We start from the raw sequence: 26268 nt of genomic DNA, 5'->3' as shown, positions 1-26268 counted from the left end.
TTTGATACAGAAACAGGCGCTCCGATCACGGGCGCCTGTTTGTGCATACGTACGATATCTGAAGAGCTTATGCCGCAGTAACTTGTTTGCCGCGATTGCGAACCCACTTGATGACATCCATCAGAATGACGGCAACAAGAGCGAGTTCGCCTGCAATCAGGAACTCATTCCAACCGAATGTATCCGGGATAGCGAAGACGCCGCGAACACCTGGAATCAGTGTGATTGCATAGAGACAGAGACATACCAGAATGGAACCAAGCACAAATTTATTGGTCATGAAGCCCACCTGGAAGATGGTTTGTGTATTGGAACGTGCTGCAAAAGTTTGCAGACTGCGTGCCAGAATCAAGGTGGTGAAGGCCATAGCTACGCTGATTTCCTCCGAGATGCCAAGCCCGATATATTGAGATACGATTACAGCCGCACCAATCAGGACACCACGCGTAATGACCGCTTGCAGGGTTCCGCCTGCGAAGATGCCTTCGTTAATATCGCGTGGTTTACGCCGCATGACATCTGGCTCGGGCTTTTCTGTGCCCAAAGCGATGGCAGGCAGGGAGTCGTTCACCAGATTGATGAACAGCAGCTGAAGGGCCGTAAATGGATTAACCCAGCCGACGATCAAGGCAAACAAAATGGCGATAATCGCGCCGAGGTTACCAGCGAACAGATATGCGATGGCTTTTTTGATATTATCAAATACCATCCGCCCTACACTGACCGCATTCACGATGGAGACAAAGTTATCATCCGTCAGAATCATGGCAGCCGCATCCTTGGCGACATCCGTGCCGCTACCCATTGCTACGCCGATGTCGGCCTGTTTCAGTGCAGGTGCATCATTGACCCCATCTCCGGTCATGGCTGCTACTTTACCTTTGCGTTGCCATGCACGCACGATTCGGATTTTGTTCTCAGGTGATACTCTGGCGTAGACCGAGATATGTTCGAGTTTTTGATCCAGCTCTTCATCGGACATTTTGTCCAGTTCGGCGCCGGTAATGGCGAGATCATCCGGTTCGGCAAGGCCGATATCCACACCGATGGCCTGAGCCGTCGTTTTGTGGTCTCCGGTGATCATGATGGTGCGAATGCCCGCTTTTTTGGACTCTTCAATAGAGCCGTATACCGCTTCACGCGGTGGGTCAATCATCGCAGTCAGACCAACCAGCGTCAGATCATGCTCGTCATCAATAGTGACCTGGTTTTTGTCATCAAATTTTTTGTACGCATAGGCCAGTACGCGGAAGGCACGTTTGGAGAAGGCCTCATTTTTCTCTTCAAATTGTGTGCGAATCTCGGGTGTGAGGGGCTGAACTTCACCATTGATAAACACATGGCTACAGCGACTGAACAGTACATCTGGTCCACCTTTGGTCAGCAAAGCCGTCTGTCCTTCAAACGTATGAACCGTACTCATGAGTTTCCGATCCGAGTCAAAAGGAAGCTCGGCTTCACGTGGAAACTGGTCACGGATTTCATTGTAATCCTTGTTCACCCGGTTGCTGAAGGCGATGAGAGCCACTTCGGTAGGGTCACCCAGCTCCTTGCCTTCCTGGTTAATATTCGAATCATTGCAGAGCACTGCAATATGTAATAAACGTCGTTCCTCTTCCGACCACTGATCGGGATCATCGGGGAATTCGTCCTTGGTGCCATGGGGAATGTAATAATCCACGACAGTCATCTTGTTCTGAGTTAGCGTTCCTGTTTTGTCCGTACAGATGATGCTGGCAGAACCGAGTGCTTCCACGGCAGGCAGTCTGCGAATGATCGCATGTTGTTTGGCCATCTTATTGGTTCCGAGTGACAACACGATCGTCACAATGGAGGATAGTGCCTCAGGAATGGCAGCAACTGCAACAGCTACAGCAAACATGAGTGCATTCACGATGGATGGTCCGATATTCTCCGTACCCTCGGTCAACCATACACGACCGGCTTCAATGCCAAAGATGAGAATCGACAAGCCCAGGATGAAAAAGCCCAGTTTTTTGCTGAATGATTCCAACTTGCGCTGTAATGGCGTGTTCTTGGCTTCGGCATTTTCAATCAGTTCGGCAATTTTGCCAATTTCAGTTTTGAGAGCCGTACCTGTAATAACGAGCATGCCCCGTCCATATACGACCAGTGAGCCGCTGAAGGCCATATTGCGACGATCTCCGATTGGAGCTTCATCCGGGATGGTATCGGCGTGTTTTTCCGCAGCTTCGGATTCTCCGGTCAGCATGCCTTCGTTGATCCTCAAACTTCCTGATTCCAGGATTCGCCCGTCTGCCGGGACATAATCACCTGCGTCCAGCATAACGATATCACCGGGAACGAGTTCTCTCGCCGGAATGGTTTTTTTCTGCCCATCACGAATGACTTTGGCTTCGGGTGCAGACATTTGTTTCAGCGCGTCAAGCGAACTCTCGGCTTTTTTGGTCTGCACGACACTGATTACTGCGTTAAGCAAAATAACCAGGAATATGATCAACGATTCAATCAGGTGTCCAAGTACAACCTGTACGGCGGCTGCAATCAGCAGCACGATGACCATCGGATCTTTGAAATTTTCGAGGAACAATTTCCAGACAGGTGTTGCATCTTTCCCTTTTAATTCGTTATATCCTTCGGTTTCAAGTCTCTTTGCAGCTTCGGAGGTTGTGAGTCCCTTGGAGGAACTCTGTACATCCTGAAGGGTTTCCTCCGCACTGTGTCTATAATGTTGCAATTGACCAGCTCCTTGAAAAGTAGATTTCTCTCTGTGTATTACCCTTACGGACAAAATCTAGAATCGTTTCGTTTCCGTATTTTTTTAAGATCATGGATGATATACGATTTTTAGCTGTACACAGTATTTTTCATAATGATCCGAGATATGCCTTTTTTCGAATATTATTATTTCCAGTGTGCATGATGGTCTTGAAAACCAATATAGATTTAGAGCAAAAACTGTGTGCACCATCACACTAGCGCATATTCGGGTCTGTTACGCTATTACATAACGAAGGGCGTTTTAATCTAAGTTTGGAGGGGAATCCATATGTTTTGTTATCAATGCGAACAGACGCCGAGTGGCGGGTGTACCGTGGTAGGGGTTTGCGGCAAAAACGAAACAATCGCGAGTTTGCAGGATACGATGATCTTTGCGTTAAAAGGAATCGCTGCTTATGCGACACACGCACGCCAGTTGGGATATTCTGATCCTGAAGTGGATCGAATTACACATGAGGCATTATATATGACATTAACGAACTCGAATTTTAATGTGCAGGAACATCTGGATATGGCGATGAAGGTAGGTAATGCAGCTATCCGCATTATGGACGTGCTGGATCGTGCGCATACGGACCGCTTTGGTGTACCGCAACCGATTACGGTTAGCCAGAACCAGATCGAAGGACAGTGTATTGTGGTGACGGGACATAATCTGTATGCATTGGAGGAGCTGCTTCGTCAAACCGAAGGGAAAGGAATCAACATCTATACCCACTCGGAAATGTTACCTGCGCACGGTTATCCGGCACTGAAGAAGTATGCACATCTGAAGGGCAATATCGGTAAAGCCTGGTACGATCAAAGAAGACTCTTTGAACAATTTCCGGGTGCTATTCTCGCAACGACCAACTGTGTCATGCCGATCAAAGGAACATATGCAGACCGCTTTTTCTCGTATGAAGTGGCGGGTCTGGAGGGTGTGGCCAAGATTATGGATGATGACTTCTCACCTCTGATTGAGCGTGCATTGTCACTGCCTGCGGCTGATGTACAGTCGGAGCAAGTCTTAACGACAGGATACCACCATGAAACCGTGATCGGGCTTGCGCCTGAGATCATTCAAGCGGTGAAAGACGGCCATATCCGTCGATTCTTTGTCATTGCAGGCTGTGATGCACCCGGTAAAGGGGGCAACTACTATCGTGAACTCGCGACATCATTACCGAATGATACTGTGATTCTGACCACGTCTTGTGGCAAGTTCCGCTTCAACGATGTGGATTACGGTACGGTCGGAGACACGGGTATCCCGCGTTATATCGATCTGGGTCAATGCAATAATTCCGGTTCTACGGTGAAAATTGCATTGGCTTTGGCGGATGCTTTTGGCTGTACCGTCAACGAATTACCGGTCAGCATCGTGCTGTCCTGGTTTGAGCAAAAAGCAGTTGCGATCCTGCTCGGCCTGTTCAGCCTAGGCATTCAGGATATTCGAATTGGACCGAAACCGCCTGAATTCATATCCGAAGGGGTCTTGGATGTACTCGTGGATATGTTTGGTCTGAAGTTAATTACAACGGCAGAAGAAGATATGAACGCGATGTTGGCACTGTCATAAGGTGAGTTCATTGGAATTTGGGGCGAGGGGTCTTAGTGGGCCTGGTAATGGATTATTTGCCATGTGAAACTTGGAAAGGTGAAGAGGGCTATCCTACAAAGTCATAACATGACTATATAGGGTAGCCCTCTGTTCTGGTTTAACGGATGTAGCAGGTCTATTAAGTGAAATATATAGGGCTGCTACGCTCCATCTCACCGTGCGTGGAATTTGTAGCCGATCCCGCGAACGGTGATAATGTAGCGATGGGTACTGGAGGTATCCTCAATTTTGCGTCTCAGGTGATGAAGGTGCACCATGACCGTGCGAACATCACTCCAGTTATCCAGCCCCCATATGCGTTCAAAAAGGTAGTCTGTACTAAAAACGTGCCCTGGACGACTTGCCATGAGGAACAGAAGTTGCAGTTCTTTAGCAGGTAAGCTAATCTCTTTGCCGTTGACCCGGACTTCAAAGCGGCCAAAATGCAGATCGAGCCAGCCGTCACGCCATACGTTCTCACCAGAGGCAACCATGTTTTCAGATGTGGAGGGTGCAGGTCGTAGTCTTTTTTTGACCCTGGCGACCATAATATCCGGATCGAACGGTTTGGTTATATAATCATCCCCCAGTTCCAGCCCTTGAACGATATCCTCGGTTTCCTGCCGGCTGCTGAGAAAAATGACAGGCAGATCAGCACTCTTCCGAAGCCCTCGTATCCAGTCGGTGCCTGTTCCGTCAGGCAGCATGATATCACACAAAATGAGATCAGGGCGTCGCTGTTCCAGCAGCTTCGTAGCTTCTTCAAGCGTATGCGCTACATGAGTTATGTAGTTCTGATTATGCAGATAGATCGTGACCAGATCTGCGATATCAATATCATCCTCCACAATTAGAATGCGTCGGCGCTCTTCAGTGTATGTCATCTTCCGGCAACCTTCCTCTCCAGGCGGGTAACCGAAAACAGAACTGACTGCCTGAACCTGGCTCACTGGTTACCCCAATCTCTCCATTGTGATAATACATAATTTCTTTGCAGATGGCGAGCCCCAGCCCTGAACCCCTGTGTTCAACTCCAATCTGCTGACTGGCTTGTTCAAAACGTTCAAAGATTCGTTCCTGCCACTCCGGCGGAATGCCCGTGCCCGTATCCTCAACACAGATGCAGGCGGTCCATCCTGTTTCTGTTAGGGGTGTTTCCTCAAGATGAAGACGCACACAGATCGTGCCGGACTGAGGCGTGAATCGCAGTGCATTCGAGATCAGATTGGACAGCACCTGTTCGATTCGAATGGGATCCAGTTTCACGATCCAACCACCGGAGTCCATGTCCCCGAAGTTTGATTCCACAGGCAGATTCAGACGGTAATGGATACCTTGCGTCTCTACGTCTGCTTCATATTTTTGGAACAAGTCCTGCACGAATGAGAGCAAATGAAGGTCCTGCATCTGAAACTGCACCTGGTTGGTCTCCAGCTTCGTAAGCTCAATCAGATCATGGATCATTCGTTCGAGTAGCAGGGAACGTGTGTAAATCCGGTTCACATACTTGGGTGCTTCAGTCGTAATAATGCCATCTCGCAACGCTTTGGCGAAACCCTTAATGGATGTGATCGGTGTGCTCAGCTCATGAGAGATGTTAGACAGGAGCCGAACACGGAACAACTCGAATTCAGCCATCTTCTGGTTAGCTTCCTGAAGCTCTGCATTGCTTTGCCGCAATGAACGGGTTCGCTCCTCCACGGTTCGTTCCAGCCTTTGGTTCGTTCGTTGAAGCTGTAGGGACAGTTGTTCCTTTTGCCGTAATGCTCGCGAGAAGCGGGAAGACAGATTATACGCCTGGGTTAACAGAAAAATAAGCAACCCGATGGAGAGCATGTCCTCCGTGGGTAAATGGACCGTGTAGAAGAGCATATCATTCAGGGCAAAGGCCATGAAAAACACAAAACCGATCATACTGGTGCCAGCACCCTTTCTCCGTCTGAAGGCAGATCGGACATACATATAGAGTGTATAGATCAGTGAAGGAAACAGAACTCCCCATGTAAAAGGTGTCAGAACATAGGTATATACACGAGCCGGTGTGAGCAGGAATAACAGGATAAAAACCGGCAGAACAAGTCCGCCGACTTTAGACACCCAGGATACAGATTCCTTGGGATATTCCCTGTTAATAAACAAAATGAGCAATAATGCCGTCAGGGCGACGGATATGTATTCGGCTTTGACCGCCCACTCCCATGGGAGATCAGGCAGAAGATATAACGCTGTCGATTCACCAAGTACCACCGTACGTACACCCACAGACAGACAGAGCAGACTGTACAGCAGAGCGGAAAATTCTTTTCTGCGGTTTAGGTAGACCAGTCCGTAATATAATGCCATCACACCAAAAATCCCGACAATACCTGACTGTGCGGCGATATGAAGAATCCGTAGCCAGGAGATATTCTCTGCTGTTCCAAGCTCCATGCTCTGCCAGATGCCTGAATTTCGCTGCGAGAAGTTGGACACTTGAATGACAATTTCGTTCCATCCAGGATGCGATTCGAAATAGATGACTTTGGGATAACTTTTTGGACTCTCGGAGAAATGATCCTTGCCAACAGTACCATTGCCACCTTGCAGTTGACCATTAATCCAGATTCGGTAAGCCGAGGCGATGCTCTTGGAATAAAGGGCAAGTGTTGAACTGCTTGATCGCTCATCCGGAAGGAGAATTCGCAGTCTGTAGGTTGCATAGCCTTCATTGGGTAGAAATGAATCATTGTCCTGTTGGTACGATATCCAGGGCTCGGGTACTTGTTCAAAGGCAGGGACAGGTGGGGCAGCAGCTTGAAAATCAATCGGTTCCAACAGTTGACGCCAGTAAAACTCCCATTCGCCATCCAAAGTCACATTGGGCAAGATGGAGTCAGAACGATCAGACATATCCAGGACTCCGTGTTCTGCGGAGATTAGCGCGTGGTCTTTAACTGCTGTTAATGGGGCTGTTTTTGATATATATATCATCAGAATTCCGGTAGCAATCACAAGCAGGAACAGGCTTCTCAGAAGAAAAGTTCGTTTGCGGATGAGACTGCGAGCCGATGGGATAAGCTTCATCTAGGGTGACCTCCGGCCAGGGTAAGATCGTATATTTTTTTATTATAGATGGTTCCCGGGTTTGCAGAAAGAAGATTTTTGACGAAATTTCCCGGACTTAAACAAAACTTAAACTAACGTGAGTACAATAGACCACATAACTTGTAGGGATAAAGACCCGGTAATAGAAAGGGAACATACGTATGAGTCACTACTTTGCTAAATGTTCAACCTATATGTACCAGCATAGATATATGGACTTTCTACTGGCTCATTATCTTGAATTGAAGCTGCCCTATTCCTTTCCGACGACACTCAGCTATATTTCTAGCCCACTGCTTATGGCTGGGGGGGCGATGTTATGCTTTGATGATGAGGATGAGGTGGCAGGTGCGTTTGGATATATTCATGGCACGGGAGAGCATGATTATGAGGATCGACATGTGATTCAGCTTCAGGTGGCTTTCATTGTACATGAGCAACGCCGAAGCAGGATTTTTATCGAGGGTCTTCAGTTCTTGGTGGAACAATTGGATGAATATGCGGATGAGGAACCTGTGCAGGAAATTAGGTTCTGGGCTCTCAGTGAAGAAGCCAACCACAGGTTATTCTCCAAAATTGCGAAGCAAGTTACAAGCATGATCGGTGAAGAAGGTGAGCTAAATGCTTACGTTGTGCAGCTTGCAGAGCTTCGTTCATACCTCGCTTCTTTTGAGCGAGACTCAAGGATGAAGGAGAAACATGGAAAGGTGGAGTCGTCTTGATGCTGCAACTCAAGGCCCACGATACATTAAAAGACGAGGATTATGCCCTTTTTGCCCGGTTTTATCTGACAAACAGTGATGAGTTCGATGAGCAATATATGCTGCATGATGCTTTGCTCCATCTGATAAGTACGGTACAGCAAGCACATTTGCTTTTATTCGACGATGAGCAGGGGCAGTTGAGTGCATTCATTCAGTATCGATATACGGAAGACAGGCACACGGCATTCATTGATTCAGCCATCTTGGCTGAAAAATATCGCAGCAGCAGAGTGTTTTTTGCAGGACTTCGGGATGTGGTGTTATGGATCTGTGAGGAGAACCCATATATTCAAGCGCTACAGTTCCATGCCATTGCAGATAACCATTATATTAACAGGCTTTACAGCAAGTTCGCCAAACGGACGGATAGTCAGGTACGAAATGGAAGAACAGAGCATGTCTATACGGCGGAACTGGATACCCTTCTGGCTTATCTGAAAATAAAAACATTGGTGTAATTGAAATTGTGCAATCGATTTCGCAATCTTTCAACGGATGATCAGGAAAGGAGGTGAGCATGTCTATGATACCTGTGTACCCAGGCATATACGGATCCAAGAATGGCAACCGCATTTCGAAATTTGAAAATGTGCTGAAATTGAATGAACAATTGCGAGTGAACACCACCACCGCCGCGAAGTAATCCCCCTTTTCCGCAATCATTCTGTTTCCTGCTGAGGAACAAAAACAGACCATGAGAAGAAGCAAGCCGACCACACATGTGTGATGCGCTTGCTTCTTTTTTGGGTTTTGATAGTCCCTATCTTATGCTAGGAATGCAAAATGGTACAATGATAGAAAGTCAAATGAATGAAAGAACGTACAACGTTAGATAGCGCGTGGAAAGGATTAATCTTATGACGAACAATGTAGCATGGGTGGCGCAGTGGCTATCATCCGAACCTTTAACCCCAGTCTGGATGACTGCGGGCAGGGTGCATTATTTTTCGAGTCCCTCCTTTATCCTCCTTATGGATGGAAAAGCCATTTGGAAAATAAATGGGCATCCAGTCGAAGTTTCTTATGGACAACTTATTGCGGTAGAAGAAAATGTCGTGATTGAAGTGATGGAGGGAGGGCTTCAGGATCTGGCAGGGTGGCATATTCAATTCCATACGTACACAATGCCTCAGAACCAACGAGAGATCGTGAAGCATTATTGGCATGTTCCTCACGACACTGGATACCAGAAGGTACAACTGACGGGTGGGAGCTTAGGCAGACTTAGCCAGCGGGTAAGCGGGGATGTGTCTCAAAATCCACATGCAGTATGGGTTCGCAGACAACATCTGATTCATGAGTTGTTGGACCATCTGTACCAAGCTCAGCCGGACGAGATGCATACGACAGAAGAGAGCCTGCGTCGATCCGTTCATTACATGCAGCAGCATCATGATCAGGTGATCACACGCAAGCAATTAGCCCAGATTTCAGGTATGAGCCCGTGGCATTATTCCCGCAAATTTAGTGAGCGATATGGTAAGCCACCTCTGGATTATCTGGCACATTACCGGATCTATCGCGCGCAGGAAGAATTGTTATTAACTAGAGCAACCTCTCAGGATATTGCCAAGAAGTCTGGATTTGAAGATGCCCATTATTTCAGCCGGCGCTTCAAACAATTAACGGGCATATCTCCTAAAAAATATAGGCAGACGATGACGAAGCGAAAGATCGTGTCACTGTCTCCCATCTGTGGTGAAATCATGATTCATCTGGGTGTCATCCCCCATGCCGTAGTGGTCACTCCGCTCCTGTTGTCCGTACATCATCGGGAACAATTTATAGCACATGGAGTAAAGATGCTGGAGGTTACACAGTATGAGGTGGAGATCGAACTTGTTCGCCAAGTCCAGCCGGAGATGTTGATTGGAAACATATTAACAGAGGAGGTCAAAAGGGAGCTGCGCACAATTGCACCGATTCTAACCGGACTTCATCAAGATGTGGAACCAATGCTCAATCAATTGGCAGGCTGGTTTCTCAAAGAAGAAGAGGTCCATAGACTGCTTCTGCTGATGAAACACGAGGTCAATGCAGCCAAGCGACAGTTGCACCCCATCATTCAATCCGCATCGACAGTCATGCTTCTAAGGGTTGAAGCATTTGGTTATCGATATCTGGGTGGGCATTCCCACGGTGTATCGAATTTGTTATATAAACAGCTTGGATTAGCACTGCCGCAAGCATTGGATTCAGGTGCAGCCTGGTTTAATCCTTGTTCACTTGAACTGCTCACGCAAGCCAATCCTGACTACCTTTTTGTGGAGAAACGGATGATGCAGCACTTTAGTGCTGAAGAGAATATGAGCAAACTATGGGAGAGTCCGCAATGGAATGACCTGCAGGCTGTAAAAAATAATCGTGTATTTTATGTGGATACCAACCTGTGGGTGGACGGTCACGGAATTACGGGACATGCATTGATACTTAATCAGATCGTTCGCCATCTTACGGAATCTCATCATGAGAGAGCACAATAATCCAACTGAATACGCACGATATGCTATGGAAGCGGCACTTCTTATTTGATACCATTTGATAATAATTATCATTATCATTATAGATAAGGGGCGAAGTATATCATGTCACGAAGATTCAAAGGATTGGCCATCTTGATGTTGGTGGTCTGTATGATGCTGGCCGCATGTTCCGGTGGAACTACTGAAGAGAACGCTGCAGCTGGAACAGCTGGAGCTACAACTGAAGGAGCAGCGAGTCCAACAGAGGATGCTATTGGAACTAAAGTGGTGCAGGATCAGTTTGGGGAAGTAACTATTCCTGCCCATCCTCAAAATTTAATTGTGTTTGACTCAATCTATGCCGAGTATCTGATTGAGATGGGGGTTACACCCCAAATGGTTTTGTTAACTCCCGAAGTTGAAGCGGAATACCGCCCTGCTTATTTTAAAGAACATGGTGTTCAGGTCATCGAAGTGGAGCAATACCAATATAACTATGAGCAGTTGCTGGCGTTGTCACCGGATATGATCCTTACAGCGGGCGAAGGCATGGAACAGGGTGTATATGACGAGTTATCCAAAATTGCTCCAACGGTGGCGCTGGATGCCAACAGTGAAATGAAGCGTGCCATGCCGAAGTTGGCTGTCCTATTCGATAAGACTGAAGAATCTGCCAAAATACTGGCTGAATTCGACGAGAAAGCCGCACAAGCGAAAGAGAAGATTGCGGCAGCCTTGGGAGACAAGACCGTATTGGTTCTCCGGGTAGAGCACAATCGATACCGGTTCATGGGACCCAAAGGAGGAAGCAGCAGTGTTTTCTTCTATGATATCTTGGATCTGAATAGCCCAGAGGCTATCAAAGATTCTACAGATTGGTTTAGCCAGTTCTCACTGGAATTCTTGCCTGAGATGAATCCGGATTATATTTTCCTGGAAGACAGAACCCTCGTGGGTTATGACACGAAGAAATCCATGGAAGATCTGAAAGCAAGCCAGGTATGGTCGAATCTGGAGGCTGTGAAGAATGATCATGTCTTCCCATTGAAGACAAGCCAATTCGTATCCGGTGTAGGTCCCATCGGTTCTGTAAAACTGATGGACTACGTTGTTGAAAAGTTGGTGCCATAGATGATGACGAAGGAGACACACATGGATATCTATGACATTACGATCATTGGTGGTGGGCCTGCTGGCATGTATGCCTCATTTTACAGTGGCATGAGAGCCATGCGTACCAAGATCATTGAGGCCAAGCAGGAACTGGGCGGATTCATGCGAACTTATCCGGAGAAGCTGATCTGGGATGTGGGTGGGGTTGATCCGATTCGCTGTGAGAAGTTGATTGATTCACTGGAAAGGCAAGCGAGGACATTCGATCCAACGATTGTATTTGGACAGGAAATAGCCGAGCTTGAACGACGTGAGGATGGTGTATTTGAACTCATTTCTAAGACAGGAGAGCATCATTACACACGTACCATCCTGTTATGTGCGGGCAGAGGCATGACTCAGGTGCAAAAGCTGGATATCGAGGGTGCCAATCGGTATGAACTGACGAATCTACATTATACGATAACCGATCTGTCCCGTTTTGCCGGGAAGCGAGTTCTGATCTCGGGTGGTGGCGATTCCGCAGTCGACTGGGCGAATGAAATGGGCAAGATCGCAAGTGAAGTTACGGTAGTACACAGGCGCCATGAATTCAGCGGACATGAGTCACCTGTTGCCCAGATGAAAGCTCAATCCAAAGTCATGACACCCTATACCATCTCTCGCTTATACGGTACAGGTGATCAAATCGATCGTGTTGAGTTGGTCCATGTCGAAACCGGTGAGATCATGCCTGTTGAGGTGGATGAAGTCGTCGTAAGCCATGGGTATGATCGTGACTTTGGCAACCTCGTGCAATGGGGACTGGCGCGGGAAGACTACGGCGTATCCGTTGATCAGCGTATGCGTACCAATATTCCAGGCATATTCGGAGCAGGTGATTTCATCACCTATGGAAGTAAAGTCAGGCTAATTGCAGGTGCTTTTAACGATGCGGTGCTTGCGGTCAACAGTGCCAAGATGTATCTTGAACCTGGTGCCTCGGATATGGCAGGTGTATCTTCTCACAATGCCAGATTCTATGAGAAAAACAAAGCTCTCTCCACTACGTAGTTGGGTTAGTACGGATGGAACTCAATCTGAAGAGCCCGGCACAATTTCGAAATTGCCTCAAAATTGCGTCGGGCTTTTGCATATCCATATTGATAATAGCAACATATTTAAGGCAAACAAAAGCGCCACCTGAATCATTCTGGTGGGCGCTGTTTGTTTACTCCTTTTTTGAGCTGGATAAAAAGTCTTGAATCCCAGACTGCCAATCTTGGCGAATGGATAGAAGATTACCTAAGGATGGATAGATGATTTTCTAAGGAACTCAGGACATCTTAATTCGCCCTCAGGTCCCCTTTTCAAATTCTAAGGAACCTCAGACACGTTATCTACCAAAATTCCCTGATAAACAGATTGAAAACAGCTTTTTTCCCGGATATAGCGTGTCTCAAGTTCTTTAGTTTTCCGCAGTGGCTTCAAATCGTTGAATAAGACGCCTCAGATTCGTTAGCACGTAAACATGGCCGCACGGCTGAGTAACTTGATGCCCCAAACTCATTATGCTCGCTTCATGTTTTGATCCAACCGGCGGCTGGCCTGGAGGACGATCCTGAATCTCGCCTAGAGTCTTGCCCGAAGCGTAGCTTTTCATTGGGAAGGGGGAAATCTACTTTTACGACGCCTCAATCGCTTACTCTCACTTGAAGGGTGTGTTCTCACACATTCGGGATTCAGTACGCTTGACTGCTCCAGACAGACACGTTAAGTTTCGCAGGCTTTCCAGTGTTCGCATTCTTCGCTGGTTTTCAATGGATTATAGACTCCTCTAGTTCAGCTCCGTCTGTCCACTTGCGAGTCGATCTGCGATCTCTTCAGCTTGTAGAATGGAGGTATAGGGATCAGCGGTGAAATATTTATGGATATCCAGTTTGAAGATATGATTGTTCTGCACCGCAGGCAGGTTATCCCAGACATTAGGCAACAGGGAGTGATCCTTCGTGCCTTCTGTAACCATCATCAGCAGGTAATCACCCACGTACTCTCCAAATACCTCTGCGCTGGCTTCCAAGTTTTCTTTACCTTGGTCCAGAAGATCTGACTTCACCTTGGGTGCTGGAGTCAGTCCGAGCAATTCATAGGCTGCTCTTCCACCACGATTGGCACTGTTGCCGATAATGGCGGGATTTTTCAAGAAGTTGAAATCGACAACCGTGAAGGTGGCATCGTCCGGAATCACGCCTTTGATTTTGGCCTGAGCCGCTGTGATCCGTTGTTTAAACGATTCGTTCCACGCGATGGCTTCTGCTTCGCGATTCAGAATCTCGCCCATAGCGGTTACTTCGTCTTCCATGGAATCATACTGATCGGGCACGAATACGACAGTCGGAGCGATTTTGGAATAGGTCTGAAATTTCTCCTGATCCCATGTGATAATCAGATCCGGTTCCAACTCTACCATTTTCTCAAGTGAAACCTCACTATGGTTGCCCAAATCCGCGCTATCCACAAGTTTGTCACGCAGGAACATGCCATAATCCAGCAGGCTGCTCGGCACACCAACAGGTGTTACGCCGACAGCCAGAACATGTCCTATATTCCAATCGACAACAACCCGCTCCGGGGTGAGGGGGACGGTAATGTCTCCCATCATCGTGGAAAGTGTTCTTGTCTGTGGTACGGTGTTTTCTGTTTCTGTCGCAGTTGGCTCCACTTTCCCGTTCTGGGCACAACCACTCATGAATATGGCCATAATCAGCAAAACAGGCAGGAGCATACGATACCAAGCTTTCGCAAACAACATGAAGAACCCTCTTTCTAATTGATAATGATTTTCATTTAATACAACTCTAGAGGGAAACTTGCGATTGCACAATAACCGATTCGGAAGTGAAAGCATACCCATTTCAGAACTCGGTCGCAGGTTGAGTTGAGAATGATTATCATATATGATGAGGCAAAGCTATGGATGTGGTAACGAGAAATAATAGAAAGGTCCATGACGATGAACATAGAAGAATATGGGGCATTATGGGAGCATATAACCATCCGATTACTGGATATTCAAATCATGACTGTTAACATCAGTGAAGACCCTGATACGTGGACGCTTCCCTCGAATGCTTTTTTATTGGTTACGAATGGCAAGGGGAAGATCTGGCTTGGGCAAGCGATGCATCAGATTAAAGGAGCTTATGTTCTGCACGCCTCCAAAGGAACGCATCTGAATTGTCTTGCTAAGAAGCAGATTGAAATATATATGTTATCTTATTCGTCACCAAAGCCAGAGAGGGCCAATACGGGAAGTTCGCTAACCAGTTCACGGTCAGATTCTCTGCAAGTAAGTTATGGATTTGAACCAAGGTATCCAATGCCTTTAATTGAGATTATGCAATGGATATACAGACAGTGGAATGAACTACAGTCAGCAGGCCGGATTCAAACCAAGGCATTATTCTACCAATGGCTTGCCGAGATGCTGAAACAATTGCAAGAGCAGAGGAAGAAACGTACGAAGCTGGACCGGGTAGATCAAGCAGTGCGATATCTGCACCGTCACTACGCGGAACCACTCAAGATGGAACAGGTAGCTGATATGCTGGATTGCAGTCCAAGGTATCTGAACCAGTTGTTTCAGCTTCAATTGAACACAAGTCCCGGTCGTGTGCTGTTACAGATTCGGATGGAACATGCAATGAAACTACTGGTAAGCACGAAAGGGACCTTGCAGGAAATCGCCGAGAGAGTAGGCTATGAGAACGGCTATACACTAAGTCGCTACTTCAAGAAACACTATGGGGGTTCTCCTGAGTATTATAGGAAGCGTCGAGAAAGCAATGTTCCAGATCTAGCCCTGCAAACATTCCAACCACACGCCTCTCTGGAGAGTCATTATCCGGAATGGAGTGAGCGAAAGATACCCATACTTGAAGCTGACCAGACCATGTCAGAACAGGATATTATAGCTTTGAACGGAGTCCAAGTGAGCAAGTCCACGGCGCCGGTAATGCCAAGAGCCGGAACTCGGATGTTTGCCACAAGCATGGGCGAGATTACGATACCGAACAAGCCTAGTCGTGTTGTTGTGGACTGGAATTTGGGAGAAGTACTGGCATTGGGAGTGACACCTCTCGGAGCGCCGCATTCACTCATTGAAAGCAACCAAATGCTGGAGCCTTATATCTGCGACCAAGTACAGGATATCGGCAATCATAATTTTATCTCCCTTGAAAAGGTGCTTGAACTGGAACCGGATCTCATTATCACGTGGAATCCTGCTGCCTATGCTTCCTATGCCCGGATTGCGCCTACAGTAGTCTATGGAGGGGGTGGATACGGCCCTGTCCCGGAGGGGATCCGTCAGATGGGGCGTATTCTGAACCGACATACAGAAGCTGAAGCATGGATTAAGGAATACATGCGGAGGGTACATACTTTGCAGCAAACGATCACGAGCAAGGTTTCTTCTGAGAAGACATTTACCCTCATCGATCCGAATTGGGGAGAACATATTACCCTTGTGGGAGATACGGGAACACGTGGAGGTAAGGCGGCCTACGGATTACTGAACTTGAAGCCGGCAGGCAAGGTTCGTCAGGAGTTGCTAGAGCCGGGTCTGGAATCTCTGGATATTGCGCGGAGTGCGGTAGGTGGGTATCTGGAGGACTACCTGTTGGTGTTGGATAATGGTCCAAGACATGGGGCTGATGATCCATCTTCAGTCAAACCATGGCAGAAATCGATCGAGACAGAGCACTGCCGGATTATTAACCTTGATTGGAATAGATATTTTCTGTCCGACCCGTTGTCGGCGGTGCTGCAAGCCGAAGAAATGGCAGAGCGGATTATGAGGTAATCAACCAACCATATATGTGAATATCTGGTGAATTCCTCGCTGTATAGGTCCATGATGGTATGTTCTCCATTATACTTAATGAAAACGGACGAGGAGATGGACTCCAGATGAAAAAACAAATGTGGATCATTGCAAGTGTTGCAATTGTCATTGTGATCGGAACATACCTGATCGCAAGTAATACGGGCAAGGAAGAGGCAGGTACAGCCAATGCGCCTAACATCAGAAAATTGGTGGAAGAGATCAGCACAGGAAAAGAGACGCCGGAATCAGCCTCCATTAATGCCAAACAGTTAATTGTCACCGATCAAGATAAACATACGACTACATATAATTTGCCTGAAAATGAATTTTTCCTTTCCATTGCACCCTATGTGGATCAGACCCATCCCTGTGCCATTCATAGCTTAACTGGTTGTCAGGGGGAAATGAGCAATAAGGAATTCAGTGTTACCATTCACGATTCCCAAGGCAACACGTTTATGAAAGACGAAGTGATCAAGTCTGGTGCGAACGGATTCATGGACTTTTGGGTGCCAAGAGACAGAACCTATCTGATTCGTATTGTTCAAGATGGAAAGGTTGCAGAAGCGCAATTGTCTACATACGAAAATGATAATACTTGTATCACTACGATGCAGTTGAGTTAACGCCAATAGACAAGCAATAGAAGGGGAAGGATGGCCGTTGAGCAATCCCTTTCCTTTTTTTTATTTTATAAAAGAGTTGGAATAAAGTACTTTTCATTGACAAAAATTCATTCCTACGGCATAATCCAATAGTGATAATGATAATTGTTATCATATAAATACATATAAACAGGGGAGATCAAGATATGAAAAAAGGGTTAAACGGACTGTTGATCATGCTGGCATTTGTGCTGATATTGGCGGGTTGTGGTAAAACCACGACTACAACAGATACAAGTCAAGGTACTAATACGGGCAGTGCTCCCGCTGAAGAGACAGCAGGTCCTGTTACGGTGAAGCATAAACGTGGAGAGCTTAAGTTGGACAAGCCAGCAGAACGTGTCGTTACACTTGAATGGACATATACGGAAGATGTTGTTGCCCTGGGGGTTCAGCCAGTAGGTAATGCAGATAACGCTAACTATAAAGTGTGGGTAACATCCGAAGCAGCACTGGATGACAGTGTAACGGATATCGGTACACGCGGTGAGCCGAACCTGGAAGCTATCGCTGCATTGAAGCCGGATCTGATCATTGCTAACGCAGATAACAATAATGCGGTCTACGATCAGCTTAATGCTATTGCACCAACCATTGAATTCGATCCGTATGATGGCGATGGCTATAATTATGACAAAATGACAGAAATCTTTAATACCATTGCAACAGCTCTCGGTAAAGAAGACAAAGCAAAGCAAGTTCTTAGTGATCTCGATCAGCACTATGTAGAAGCCAAAGAAAAACTGGCTGCTGCGGGTAAAGAGAATTTCAACTTTGCACTGACACAAGCATTCACGTATCAAAATGCAGTCAGCCTGCGTATGTTTACGGATAATTCGGTTGTTATCGGTACATTGGACAAAATTGGTCTGGTGAATGATTGGAAGCCGGAAAAACTGGAGAACTACGGTTTCTCGACAGTAGGCATTGAGTCGTTGACCGCTGTTAAGGACAGTAACTTCATTTACATCACTCAACCAGACGATGACGTTTTTGGCACAGCCATGAAAGATAACTCGGTTTGGAACGGACTGAACTTCGTGAAGGACAAACGCACTTATCAACTGGATAGCACCACATGGACTTTTGGTGGACCGATCTCCTCCAAAGTATTGGTTGACGGTGTTGTTGAGGCGATTACTAAATGAGTTCGGTTCAAAGATCCAAGCCAACGATGAATTGGCGCACAATAAGCATATATGGGGGCGGTTTAACCGCTCTCATCGTGCTTTTTTTTGTAAGTCTAATTTATGGAGAGGCATCCATTCCTTTGCATGTCGTTTGGGACTCGCTCACAGGCAGACAGGATTCATTAGAGCATAATATGGTCTGGGATTTGCGGATGCCGCGTACGGTGATTGGTATTCTTGCAGGCGGTGCACTGGCTGTAGCAGGCGCTTTGCTTCAGACGATTACACGTAATCCACTGGCTGCTTCGGATACGCTGGGCATTAATGCAGGAGCGTACTTTGTAGTGGTGCTAGGAGCTATCGCTTTTCCGGGTTTGTTAAGTCAGTCTCCTTTTCTTTTCGCAGCTTTTGGTGGTTTACTGGCCGCTTTTGCAGCTTATTTCATGGGCGGCGGACGAACATCAAGTCCGGTTCGACTGGCATTGTCAGGTATGATTGTATCGATGGTGCTTGGTTCATTTACAAGTGCATTACATATATTTTTCTCCATGGAGACACAAGGGTTATTTCTTTGGGGCTCCGGAACACTTGTCCAGAATGACTGGAGTGGTGTGTCTTATGCGTGGCCTTGGGTGATTGGCATAACCCTTCTAGCGTTAATCATGTCCAGACAGTGGGATATGCTGGAGCTGGATGAATCAACGGCTTCTTCTTTGGGACAAAAGGTTGGATTGGCTCGTACGGGTGGTTTAATTCTCGCCGTATTGCTGGCTGCAGTTATTGTCAGTGTGATTGGACCGATTGGCTTCGTGGGATTGGTTGCACCCCATCTGGTACGATTGAGTGGGGTACGTTCCAACCGATTACTGTTACCCGGTGTGTTTATATGGGGAGCAGCGCTTCTGGTTGGGGCAGACGTCCTTGCCAAGATGGTGCATAACTCCAGTATGGAATTGCCAACAGGTGCCGTTATGGCGATTATTGGTGCACCGTGGCTCATCTGGCTTGTGCTCAAACGAATGAAGGCTGCGAATGGATCAGGCATGTCCACTTCCATGAGCACGGGAGCAACTTCGCGTCGCTTTGCATTCGGCCCCGTGGCCGTCTTATTTTCAGTCATTACTGTCGGACTTATCTTACTCAGTACAATGTTTGGCGGGATGCGGATTCCACTGGCTGATCTGTTGCCGAGTCTGTTCCAGTCGGATGGACTGTTCTCCGCCTTGGTTCAGCTTCGGATTCCACGTACCCTTGTTGCCGCAGGTGCGGGTGCAGCACTGGCCATTAGCGGTGTGCTGATTCAAATGGCGGTTCGGAACCCGCTGGCGGATGCTTCAATTGTGGGTGTTTCCTCTGGTGCAGGTCTCGGAGCAATGATGGTTATTATTTTATGGCCAGGTCTTCCAAGTTACTTGCTGCCGATTGCAGCAATCATCGGTGCAGCCATTGCCGCAGTGGTTGTGTTCTCACTTGCCTGGAAGAAAGGGCTAAACCCATCTGCAGTGGTGTTGCTGGGGATTGCGATGTCTGCCATTGCTGGAGCAGGTATTCAAATCCTGATTGTACGAGGTGCGGTATACGGTAGCAGTGGATATATCTGGCTGACAGGCAGTACCTACGCTCGTACCTGGGATCAGGTAAAGGTTATCGGATTATTTTTGGTGATTCTGGTACCGGTGGCTTGGTGGCTGGCACGCAGATTCGAACTGCTGGTATTTGACGATAATAGTGCATCCGGACTTGGTCTGGGTGTACGTCGTACACGATTATTGGCCATGGCAGTTGGTGTTTTACTTGCAGCAGGGGCTGTTGCTTGTGTAGGAACCGTCGGTTTCATCGGTTTGATTGCACCCCATATGGTTCGGTTACTGACAGGAAATAAGTTAAGACGATCCATGTTCCTATCCGCATTAGCGGGTGCAGTCATGTTGGTGCTCGCCGATACTATCGGCAGAACCGTCATGGCACCGACAGAGATTCCATCAGGCATACTCATTGCGATCATTGGAACACCGTACTTCCTGTATCTCATGTATCGTTCTAATTGGCGAAAGTCTGTATAAATGATTGAAACCAAAAGCCTGCTCCCCGAGCAGGCTTTTGGCTATCCCTTGGCAACATTTAGCTGCCAGCTTAGAATCCCGTTGAACTGACAACTTATTTTCATCAATAATGGTTTGTCGGTCCCTGGAAGGCACACACAAGTAGCATCCATCCAATGAATGTCTGGTCCCGCACCAAATGACAAAATCCCCTCAGGTCTTCAAGAAGTTGAGATCACGTTATCAAACGTGAAGCTCATACTCTCTGTAGACCATGAGGGGATTGATGGTTGAGCACATGTTAACGATGTTCCTGTTAGCTAGATTTCAAAATCCCGCTGTGATTGACGGATTCCACAGCTTGCTGCAGTACTTCAACCTCCTGAACAAGCGCGAATCGAACGTAACCTTCGCCTGAAGGACCAAAGGCACTGCCTGGGGTTGCAATGACACCCGCATGTGTGACCAGATCCATGGCAAATTGCTCTGAGCTGTCGTAGTGAGCCGGAATGCGACTCCAGACAAACATGGTTGCTTCCGGTTTGGCAATAGGCCAACCGAGTTGGCTGAAGCCTTCACAGAGGATGTCTCGGCGCTGTTCGTATATCGCTCTGACCCGTTCAACCTCGGATTGATCGCCGGTAATGGCAGCAATTGCTGCTTTTTGGATCGGCAGAAACATCCCGTAATCCATATTGGATTTTAGCTTTTTCAACATGGAAACCATGGTTGTATTGCCCACACAGAAGCCGATTCGAGCTCCGGCCAGGCCATAGGTCTTGGATAAGGAATTGAATTCCACACCAACGTCCATAGCGCCAGGGAACGCGAGGAAGCTTCCGCAAGACTTTCCATCAAATACGAGTTCACTGTAAGCATTATCGTGAAGCACGATAATATCATACTTTTTGGCGAAGGCAATCAGGTCCAGATAGAACTGATCCGGTGCCATTGCGGTTGTTGGGTTGTTAGGATAGGAGACCAGCATGAATTTCGCTCGATGGGCGATATCTTCCGGTATATCCTGAAGTTGAATAACATACCCGTTTTCTTCTTTTTGCGACATATAATACAGTTCAGCACCTGCCAGTAGCGGTCCATCCGCGAAGACGGGATAGCAGGGGTCAGGAACCAGCACCAGATCACCTTCATCTACAATGGAGAGGGATATATGTGCCAGCCCTTCCTGTGAACCGAGCAAGGAACAGATCTGTGATGCCGGGTCCAGCTCTACCTGATAGCGCTGCTTGTACCAATCGCTAGCAGCTTGCAGCAACTCACTCTGATCATTCACTGCATATATATAATTAGCCGGATCAGCTGCGGCCTCGCATAGTGCAGTTATAATATGCTGCGCAGGTGGGATATTTGGCGTGCCCACACTGAGATCAATAACCGGCTGTCCGTTCTCCAGTCTGCGGCGTTTGATCTCCAGTAGCCGTGTGAAAATTCCTTCGTTGAAATGATCCATTCGTCTGGCAAAGTTCATGATGATGATTCAGCCTCCAATCCTCTTCGTACACATATTCATTAATAATAAATGGACAGCGACGAAAAGAGAAGAGCAGGGGAACGCCTGTGGATCATGACTTCACTTTAAACTGGCTCAATTCCTCTTGCAGTTTGCCAGATAGCTGGTTCAACTGTTTCGACAGATCAGCTACCTGTTCAATACTATCCAGCTGCTCCTGCGTGCTGGCGCTTACTTCTTCCGTCGATGCCGAGTTCTCTTCTGTGGTGGAAGAAATAATCTCCAGTGCCTGGAATATCTCATCTTTGTGTTTGTGTACATTAGAGGTGTTGTTGGTAATCTGCATCATACGCTGCTGTAGATCTTTCAGGTCTTGGTTAATGCTGAAGAATACATGCTTGGTATCCTCGACGGATTTGGCATTTTCCTCCGCAATCTTCATACCGCGCATGGTATGTTCAACCGACAGGGTTGTTTTCTCTTCAATCATATTCACTTTTTTGTTAATTTCCTCTGTTGCCTGAGCGGTCTGTTCTGCAAGTTTGCGAACCTCTTCGGCAACAACGGCAAATCCTCTTCCATGTTCGCCAGCACGTGCGGCTTCAATGGAGGCATTCAAGGCGAGTAGGTTCGTCTGAGAGGCAATCTGTTTAACCGTATCTACAAAACTGGATATTTCATTCCGGCTCAGATCAATCTCCTGAATAATAGAGGATACCGCTTGGGTGGACTGATGATTTTCCTCCGACCATTTCGATAATTGCTCCACGACCGCAAGTCCTTGGCTGCTTTGATCGGCAGATGTCTGTACGACCGTCCCCATAGCCTGTGTATCGGTGGCAATTTCATCGATTTGGCTGGATAACGAGCCTGTTTTGCATAAGATATTTTCCGTTTCAATGGACTGATAATTCGTGGCATTGGCAATCTCGTTAATCGCTGTCGATGTGTCATTCATGGTCACAGCCGTTCGTGAGGAGATGGCTTGCAGATCATTCGACGACTGGTTCAGAATTTGCGCTGAGCTGCCGACCATTTGCAGCATACCTTGAATTTTTTGTACCATGGAATTCAAACCTGTGGCGATCTGTCCAATTTCATTATTGGATTTGATATCCAGTATGACGGTGAGGTCACCTTGTTCAATCTGTTTGATCTTGGCCAGCAGTTGTGGTATGGAGCGTAACAGACGGCGAAGGGTAATATAACAGATAATCACAAGCAGAAGAGTGGCTGCAGCAAAACCGCCAAGCGTAATCCACGTGAACGTTTTTAATTCACCCAGTACTTCTTTCTCTGTTATCGTCAGACCAACGGACCATCCCGTATCCTTGCTGGTAGCGTAGCCGATATAGCGACGCTCCCCATTGTCATTCATAAGCTGTATGCCGTGTTCGCCGGCAAGCATTTTCTTGCCGATCTCCCCCATGTCCCCCGTACTGTCCAGGATGTTCTCCTTCAGCACCTTCTCTTGATCAGGATGGTACAGAATTTCCCCGCTCTTGGACAGCAGCATGGAATAGCCCGTGCTACCAAGCGAATAACTCTCCATGATGGCTGGAATATCCTTAAACGCAATATCCGCTGCAGCGAAGCCGATCATGTTATTGTTGTCGTCTTTGATGGGGTAAAAGATCCCCATAAGTACGTCGCCTGCTGCAACGTCAATGTACGGATCGGAGAAATAAAGCCCGTCTGCACCGGTAACAGGCTTGTAGTATGGACGTGACTGGATATCAAAGTCCGGTGCAGAGACGACACCATCATTTTGAATCCAAAAACCTTTTCCATCCAGACCCGCGACCCAAGCATCGGCAAATGAAGGCTCTGCCTTAACAATTTCAGCCAGTGTCGCCTGTGTTTCAGCAGCGTAGGTTGAACTTGCCGCATCTGCTGCAGATGCGGTTGTTTCTATGTATTGCTTAAATAATGTGTTGGTGGACATTTGTTTGACCAGCGCGCCCTTTTCTTTGAATAGTGCATCAAATTCACTAACAATAGCCTGTGTCTTGGTCTGGAGCATGGATTCCTGCTGCTTTACCAGAATGTTTCGTGTGCTTGTGAACATAAAAGTTCCCAGCACGGAAAAGACGACTACGATGATGACGAGCAGCACAATGGACAACGTATTTGCCATACTGGATGTCCGTGCTCCCTTTTTACCCCACTTATTCAACATGTTCGACATATTCCATCTCCCCAGATGAGTAATAAAAAGCTCAAAACGCCTAAGTTATATGTCGGCATGTCCTATAGTTTTATGTAGATTTCTGTCGATTAATATTGAAAGCAACAGGAAGGAAAGGGACTAGAAGATGAGGAAAATGAAAGGAAGGGTTGAAAAGAGAATAGGAATGAAAAACGGGGTTCAGTAGTAGTTCATCCAGGTAATGTTGTTTATAATGGAATGAATTGGAACTATAGGGGTGTAAAAAGGGGGATTATCTGTGAGTGAAGTATGGCACGCTTCGATACAAGGGGCTCCATGGAATGCCGAAAAGATGCACCAGGCGGTGCATCTGTTGCGCCGCAGAGCAACGGTTCATTTTCGCGTCGACGCGGATACATACGAGGACCTTGCCGAGCTAGATGCCAAAGTGTTCTTTGCCCGGCCGGATCTAATTCTACACATATCGCATGTGGACCCTAAAGGGGGATATTCATCAGGATTTTTGGGGCGACTTGCCCAATTAAAGCATGTGTCTGCCTTGCAGCTTGATCTTTCGCAGGCACAGGATTTGACGATTCTGGGTGCGATGGAGCAACTGCAGTTTCTAAGGTTGAATTCACCTGCAAAGGCAACCCGGCTCAATTTTATTGAACACTACAACCAACTAACCTTTCTTGAACTCCGCGGCAAATTCAAAGATTTTGCTTCCATTGCAACATGCCTAAGTCTCAACACCATCATTCTGAACTGCTCTATTGAATCACTCGATGTGTTGGCTGAACTGCCCATGCTTCAATATCTGTCCCTGGATCATGGCGAGTTAAAAGGTGGACTGGATGTATTGACAGAGTCAACTATCTCGATGTTGAAGCTAAGCTCTGTTCGCAAGCTGACGAGTGTTCAGGGACTCGAACAGATGCATGGGCTGGAGTATCTGCATCTGTCCTTGCCCAAGCTGGAGCAATTATGCGACTTTTCCCAGATGCCCTGCCTCAGACAGCTCGAACTGGACTATATGAAATCGTTGCGGGATACCGAGCATCTATGGACAGCCGGCACTTTGGAATCTATTGAACTAAAGGAGATAAATACGGCGCTCAAGGCGAATTCTTTTGCTGGACTGACCGAGCTGGAGCACTTGCGCCAAATCGATTTTCGTTATATTGGTGTGAACAAAGGACGGATTGCCGCTATGCGTGATCACCTGGCCAAGGCAGGAAAGTCGAATTTGTTATATGAAAATATTCCTGAGCATGAACGCATGAATTCCATAGGCATTGCACACTTGTCGCATGTATTAATGTAGACGGTCTTCAGTCCAGCGTATGTATACATAGCGAACCCGCACTGAACGAACCGGTTGTGCGGGCAGATGTCATTACTATTTAAGTATTCGTATCCGTGCTATCTAAGTGTTCATATCCGTTAATGCGGGTATGTTGATCTCTTTCACACAGGCCGCCTTGGACAAGCTGATAATACATCGAACGACGGCGACCATATCCTGTAGGGGAATACGGGTCCCGTCATACTCGGCGAGTGCACGTTCCATTCCGTCTTCATAAGGAATCTCTGCCGCCAGTTCTCCCGGATTGATACATGTCACCGCGATGCGGTCCTCTCTCGTATGCTCTCTTAGAGCTTCCGTAACACCCCGTATGGCAAATTTGGAGGCGACAAATGAAACCTGGCTGTTGCCTGCATTGCTCAAACCGGCTGTTGAACCGATCAGGATGATCTTGCCTGCCTCTGACTGGCGAAGATGAGGCAGTAAAGCCTGTATACATACAATCGTTGAGGTCACATTCACATGAATAAGTTGACTGATATCTGCGGGTTCATCCCGATCAAACGTATAGTGCTCTTCAAATCCTTCCTTCTCCCAGATCCCCACGTTATAAATAAGCACATCCAACGTCTCGCCTTGAAGCTGGTTGGCAATATGCTCCGCGGCCTGAAGTTCGGAAAGATCGGCCTGAATCCATATTCGCTGGACGCCATCCTCTACGTTCAGACTTTCCGGCTTGCTGCGGGAAACCACCCAGACTTTATCACCGGACTGTGGCACACCTCTAACGAATGCGTCACCCAATCCCTTGCTTGCACCAAAAACAATTATATTTTTCATACGGAACACTCCTTGTTGAATAGCATT

General features: G+C 47.2%; 19 protein-coding genes. 12 read left to right on the top strand and 7 right to left on the bottom strand.

Annotated elements, in window-relative coordinates; all coding sequences use genetic code 11:
• Nucleotides 1-67: 67 nt before the first annotated feature.
• A complete protein-coding gene (locus MKZ12_RS21800) occupies nt 68-2719 on the bottom strand; it encodes a cation-translocating P-type ATPase (RefSeq protein ID WP_339256634.1) in 2652 nt (883 codons plus the stop codon).
• A 312-nt stretch (nt 2720-3031) separates the two neighbouring features.
• Between MKZ12_RS21800 and hcp the strand changes: the two genes are divergently transcribed.
• On the top strand, nt 3032-4324 hold the full coding sequence (gene hcp, locus MKZ12_RS21795; RefSeq protein ID WP_339236436.1) for a hydroxylamine reductase: 1293 nt from the start codon (nt 3032-3034) through the stop codon (nt 4322-4324).
• Between the two features lie 194 nt (nt 4325-4518).
• On the opposite strand, the gene MKZ12_RS21790 is transcribed toward hcp, so the two are convergent.
• Both MKZ12_RS21790 and MKZ12_RS21785 read right to left on the bottom strand, forming a co-directional pair.
• Nucleotides 4519-5229, bottom strand: coding sequence for a response regulator transcription factor (locus MKZ12_RS21790; protein ID WP_339256632.1), 711 nt, complete (start codon nt 5227-5229; stop codon nt 4519-4521).
• Nucleotides 5216-7408: an ATP-binding protein gene (locus MKZ12_RS21785; RefSeq protein ID WP_339256630.1), complete on the bottom strand. Its 2193-nt coding sequence runs from the start codon at nt 7406-7408 to the stop codon at nt 5216-5218. The genes MKZ12_RS21790 and MKZ12_RS21785 overlap by 14 nt, the downstream gene beginning before the upstream one ends.
• A 182-nt stretch (nt 7409-7590) precedes the next feature.
• Here MKZ12_RS21785 and MKZ12_RS21780 point away from each other — a divergent pair, with 182 nt between their 5' ends.
• The 6 genes from MKZ12_RS21780 to MKZ12_RS21755 all read left to right on the top strand — a co-directional run bounded on the left by MKZ12_RS21780 (nt 7591) and on the right by MKZ12_RS21755 (nt 12821).
• Nucleotides 7591-8151, top strand: a complete 561-nt coding sequence (locus MKZ12_RS21780) for a hypothetical protein (protein ID WP_339256628.1) — start codon at nt 7591-7593, stop codon at nt 8149-8151.
• A complete protein-coding gene (locus MKZ12_RS21775) occupies nt 8151-8651 on the top strand; it encodes a hypothetical protein (RefSeq protein WP_339256626.1) in 501 nt (166 codons plus the stop codon). The genes MKZ12_RS21780 and MKZ12_RS21775 overlap by 1 nt, the downstream gene beginning before the upstream one ends.
• A 59-nt stretch (nt 8652-8710) precedes the next feature.
• Nucleotides 8711-8836 carry a hypothetical protein gene (locus MKZ12_RS21770; protein ID WP_339256624.1) on the top strand — a complete coding sequence of 42 codons (126 nt, stop codon included), beginning with the start codon at nt 8711-8713 and terminating at the stop codon, nt 8834-8836.
• A gap of 214 nt (nt 8837-9050) precedes the next feature.
• Nucleotides 9051-10676 (top strand): helix-turn-helix domain-containing protein, encoded by a 1626-nt coding sequence (locus tag MKZ12_RS21765; RefSeq protein WP_339256622.1) that lies wholly within the window; start codon nt 9051-9053, stop codon nt 10674-10676.
• A gap of 102 nt (nt 10677-10778) precedes the next feature.
• Nucleotides 10779-11786 (top strand): ABC transporter substrate-binding protein, encoded by a 1008-nt coding sequence (locus MKZ12_RS21760; RefSeq protein ID WP_339256620.1) that lies wholly within the window; start codon nt 10779-10781, stop codon nt 11784-11786.
• Nucleotides 11787-11789: 3 nt separating this feature from the next.
• Nucleotides 11790-12821, top strand: coding sequence for an NAD(P)/FAD-dependent oxidoreductase (locus MKZ12_RS21755; RefSeq protein ID WP_339261485.1), 1032 nt, complete (start codon nt 11790-11792; stop codon nt 12819-12821).
• Nucleotides 12822-13584: 763 nt separating this feature from the next.
• On the opposite strand, the gene MKZ12_RS21750 is transcribed toward MKZ12_RS21755, so the two are convergent.
• Nucleotides 13585-14559, bottom strand: a complete 975-nt coding sequence (locus tag MKZ12_RS21750) for an ABC transporter substrate-binding protein (protein WP_339256618.1) — start codon at nt 14557-14559, stop codon at nt 13585-13587.
• Nucleotides 14560-14760: 201 nt separating this feature from the next.
• Here MKZ12_RS21750 and MKZ12_RS21745 point away from each other — a divergent pair, with 201 nt between their 5' ends.
• The 4 genes from MKZ12_RS21745 (at nt 14761) to MKZ12_RS21730 (ending at nt 20493) form a co-directional block, all read left to right on the top strand.
• On the top strand, nt 14761-16611 hold the full coding sequence (locus MKZ12_RS21745; protein WP_339256616.1) for an AraC family transcriptional regulator: 1851 nt from the start codon (nt 14761-14763) through the stop codon (nt 16609-16611).
• Between the two features lie 107 nt (nt 16612-16718).
• Complete coding sequence (locus MKZ12_RS21740) at nt 16719-17261, top strand: CueP family metal-binding protein (RefSeq protein ID WP_339236409.1); 543 nt, start codon at nt 16719-16721, stop codon at nt 17259-17261.
• 185 nt (nt 17262-17446) lie between these two features.
• A complete protein-coding gene (locus MKZ12_RS21735) occupies nt 17447-18448 on the top strand; it encodes an iron-siderophore ABC transporter substrate-binding protein (RefSeq protein ID WP_339236407.1) in 1002 nt (333 codons plus the stop codon).
• The gene (locus tag MKZ12_RS21730) at nt 18445-20493 is read left to right on the top strand and encodes an iron ABC transporter permease (RefSeq protein ID WP_339256614.1); all 2049 of its coding nucleotides are present in this window, start codon (nt 18445-18447) and stop codon (nt 20491-20493) included. The genes MKZ12_RS21735 and MKZ12_RS21730 overlap by 4 nt, the downstream gene beginning before the upstream one ends.
• Nucleotides 20494-20788: 295 nt before the next feature.
• Here MKZ12_RS21730 and MKZ12_RS21725 read toward each other — a convergent pair whose 3' ends face one another.
• Together MKZ12_RS21725 and MKZ12_RS21720 are read right to left on the bottom strand one after the other, a co-directional pair.
• On the bottom strand, nt 20789-21961 hold the full coding sequence (locus MKZ12_RS21725) for an aminotransferase class I/II-fold pyridoxal phosphate-dependent enzyme (protein ID WP_339236402.1): 1173 nt from the start codon (nt 21959-21961) through the stop codon (nt 20789-20791).
• A gap of 94 nt (nt 21962-22055) precedes the next feature.
• A complete protein-coding gene (locus MKZ12_RS21720; RefSeq protein ID WP_339256612.1) occupies nt 22056-24131 on the bottom strand; it encodes a methyl-accepting chemotaxis protein in 2076 nt (691 codons plus the stop codon).
• Between the two features lie 259 nt (nt 24132-24390).
• On the opposite strand from MKZ12_RS21720, the gene MKZ12_RS21715 reads away from it, so the two are divergent.
• Entirely contained in the window at nt 24391-25419 is a 1029-nt protein-coding gene (locus MKZ12_RS21715; RefSeq protein WP_339256610.1) for a hypothetical protein, read from the top strand.
• 102 nt (nt 25420-25521) lie between these two features.
• Here the strand turns inward: MKZ12_RS21715 and MKZ12_RS21710 are convergent, their stop codons facing one another.
• Nucleotides 25522-26241, bottom strand: coding sequence for an SDR family NAD(P)-dependent oxidoreductase (locus MKZ12_RS21710; protein WP_339256608.1), 720 nt, complete (start codon nt 26239-26241; stop codon nt 25522-25524).
• Between the last annotated feature and the right edge of the window lie 27 nt (nt 26242-26268).

It is taken from the genome of Paenibacillus sp. FSL R5-0713 (assembly GCF_037973325.1).
GTDB lineage: Bacteria > Bacillota > Bacilli > Paenibacillales > Paenibacillaceae > Paenibacillus.
The sequence above is the reverse complement of the archived record's forward strand: the minus strand, read 5'-3'. Positions and strand labels throughout refer to the sequence as shown.

Coding starts and splice junctions, on each gene's coding strand:
- MKZ12_RS21755 (WP_339261485.1), top strand. CDS start 11,790: ATGACGAAGGAGACACACATGGATATCTATGACATTACGATCATTGGT.
- MKZ12_RS21750 (WP_339256618.1), bottom strand. CDS start 14,559: ATGTTGTTTGCGAAAGCTTGGTATCGTATGCTCCTGCCTGTTTTGCTG.
- MKZ12_RS21740 (WP_339236409.1), top strand. CDS start 16,719: ATGAAAAAACAAATGTGGATCATTGCAAGTGTTGCAATTGTCATTGTG.
- MKZ12_RS21765 (WP_339256622.1), top strand. CDS start 9,051: ATGACGAACAATGTAGCATGGGTGGCGCAGTGGCTATCATCCGAACCT.
- MKZ12_RS21730 (WP_339256614.1), top strand. CDS start 18,445: ATGAGTTCGGTTCAAAGATCCAAGCCAACGATGAATTGGCGCACAATA.
- MKZ12_RS21785 (WP_339256630.1), bottom strand. CDS start 7,408: ATGAAGCTTATCCCATCGGCTCGCAGTCTCATCCGCAAACGAACTTTT.
- MKZ12_RS21725 (WP_339236402.1), bottom strand. CDS start 21,961: ATGAACTTTGCCAGACGAATGGATCATTTCAACGAAGGAATTTTCACA.
- hcp (WP_339236436.1), top strand. CDS start 3,032: ATGTTTTGTTATCAATGCGAACAGACGCCGAGTGGCGGGTGTACCGTG.
- MKZ12_RS21745 (WP_339256616.1), top strand. CDS start 14,761: ATGAACATAGAAGAATATGGGGCATTATGGGAGCATATAACCATCCGA.
- MKZ12_RS21760 (WP_339256620.1), top strand. CDS start 10,779: ATGTCACGAAGATTCAAAGGATTGGCCATCTTGATGTTGGTGGTCTGT.
- MKZ12_RS21720 (WP_339256612.1), bottom strand. CDS start 24,131: ATGTCGAACATGTTGAATAAGTGGGGTAAAAAGGGAGCACGGACATCC.
- MKZ12_RS21780 (WP_339256628.1), top strand. CDS start 7,591: ATGAGTCACTACTTTGCTAAATGTTCAACCTATATGTACCAGCATAGA.
- MKZ12_RS21790 (WP_339256632.1), bottom strand. CDS start 5,229: ATGACATACACTGAAGAGCGCCGACGCATTCTAATTGTGGAGGATGAT.
- MKZ12_RS21735 (WP_339236407.1), top strand. CDS start 17,447: ATGAAAAAAGGGTTAAACGGACTGTTGATCATGCTGGCATTTGTGCTG.
- MKZ12_RS21710 (WP_339256608.1), bottom strand. CDS start 26,241: ATGAAAAATATAATTGTTTTTGGTGCAAGCAAGGGATTGGGTGACGCA.
- MKZ12_RS21775 (WP_339256626.1), top strand. CDS start 8,151: ATGCTGCAACTCAAGGCCCACGATACATTAAAAGACGAGGATTATGCC.
- MKZ12_RS21770 (WP_339256624.1), top strand. CDS start 8,711: ATGTCTATGATACCTGTGTACCCAGGCATATACGGATCCAAGAATGGC.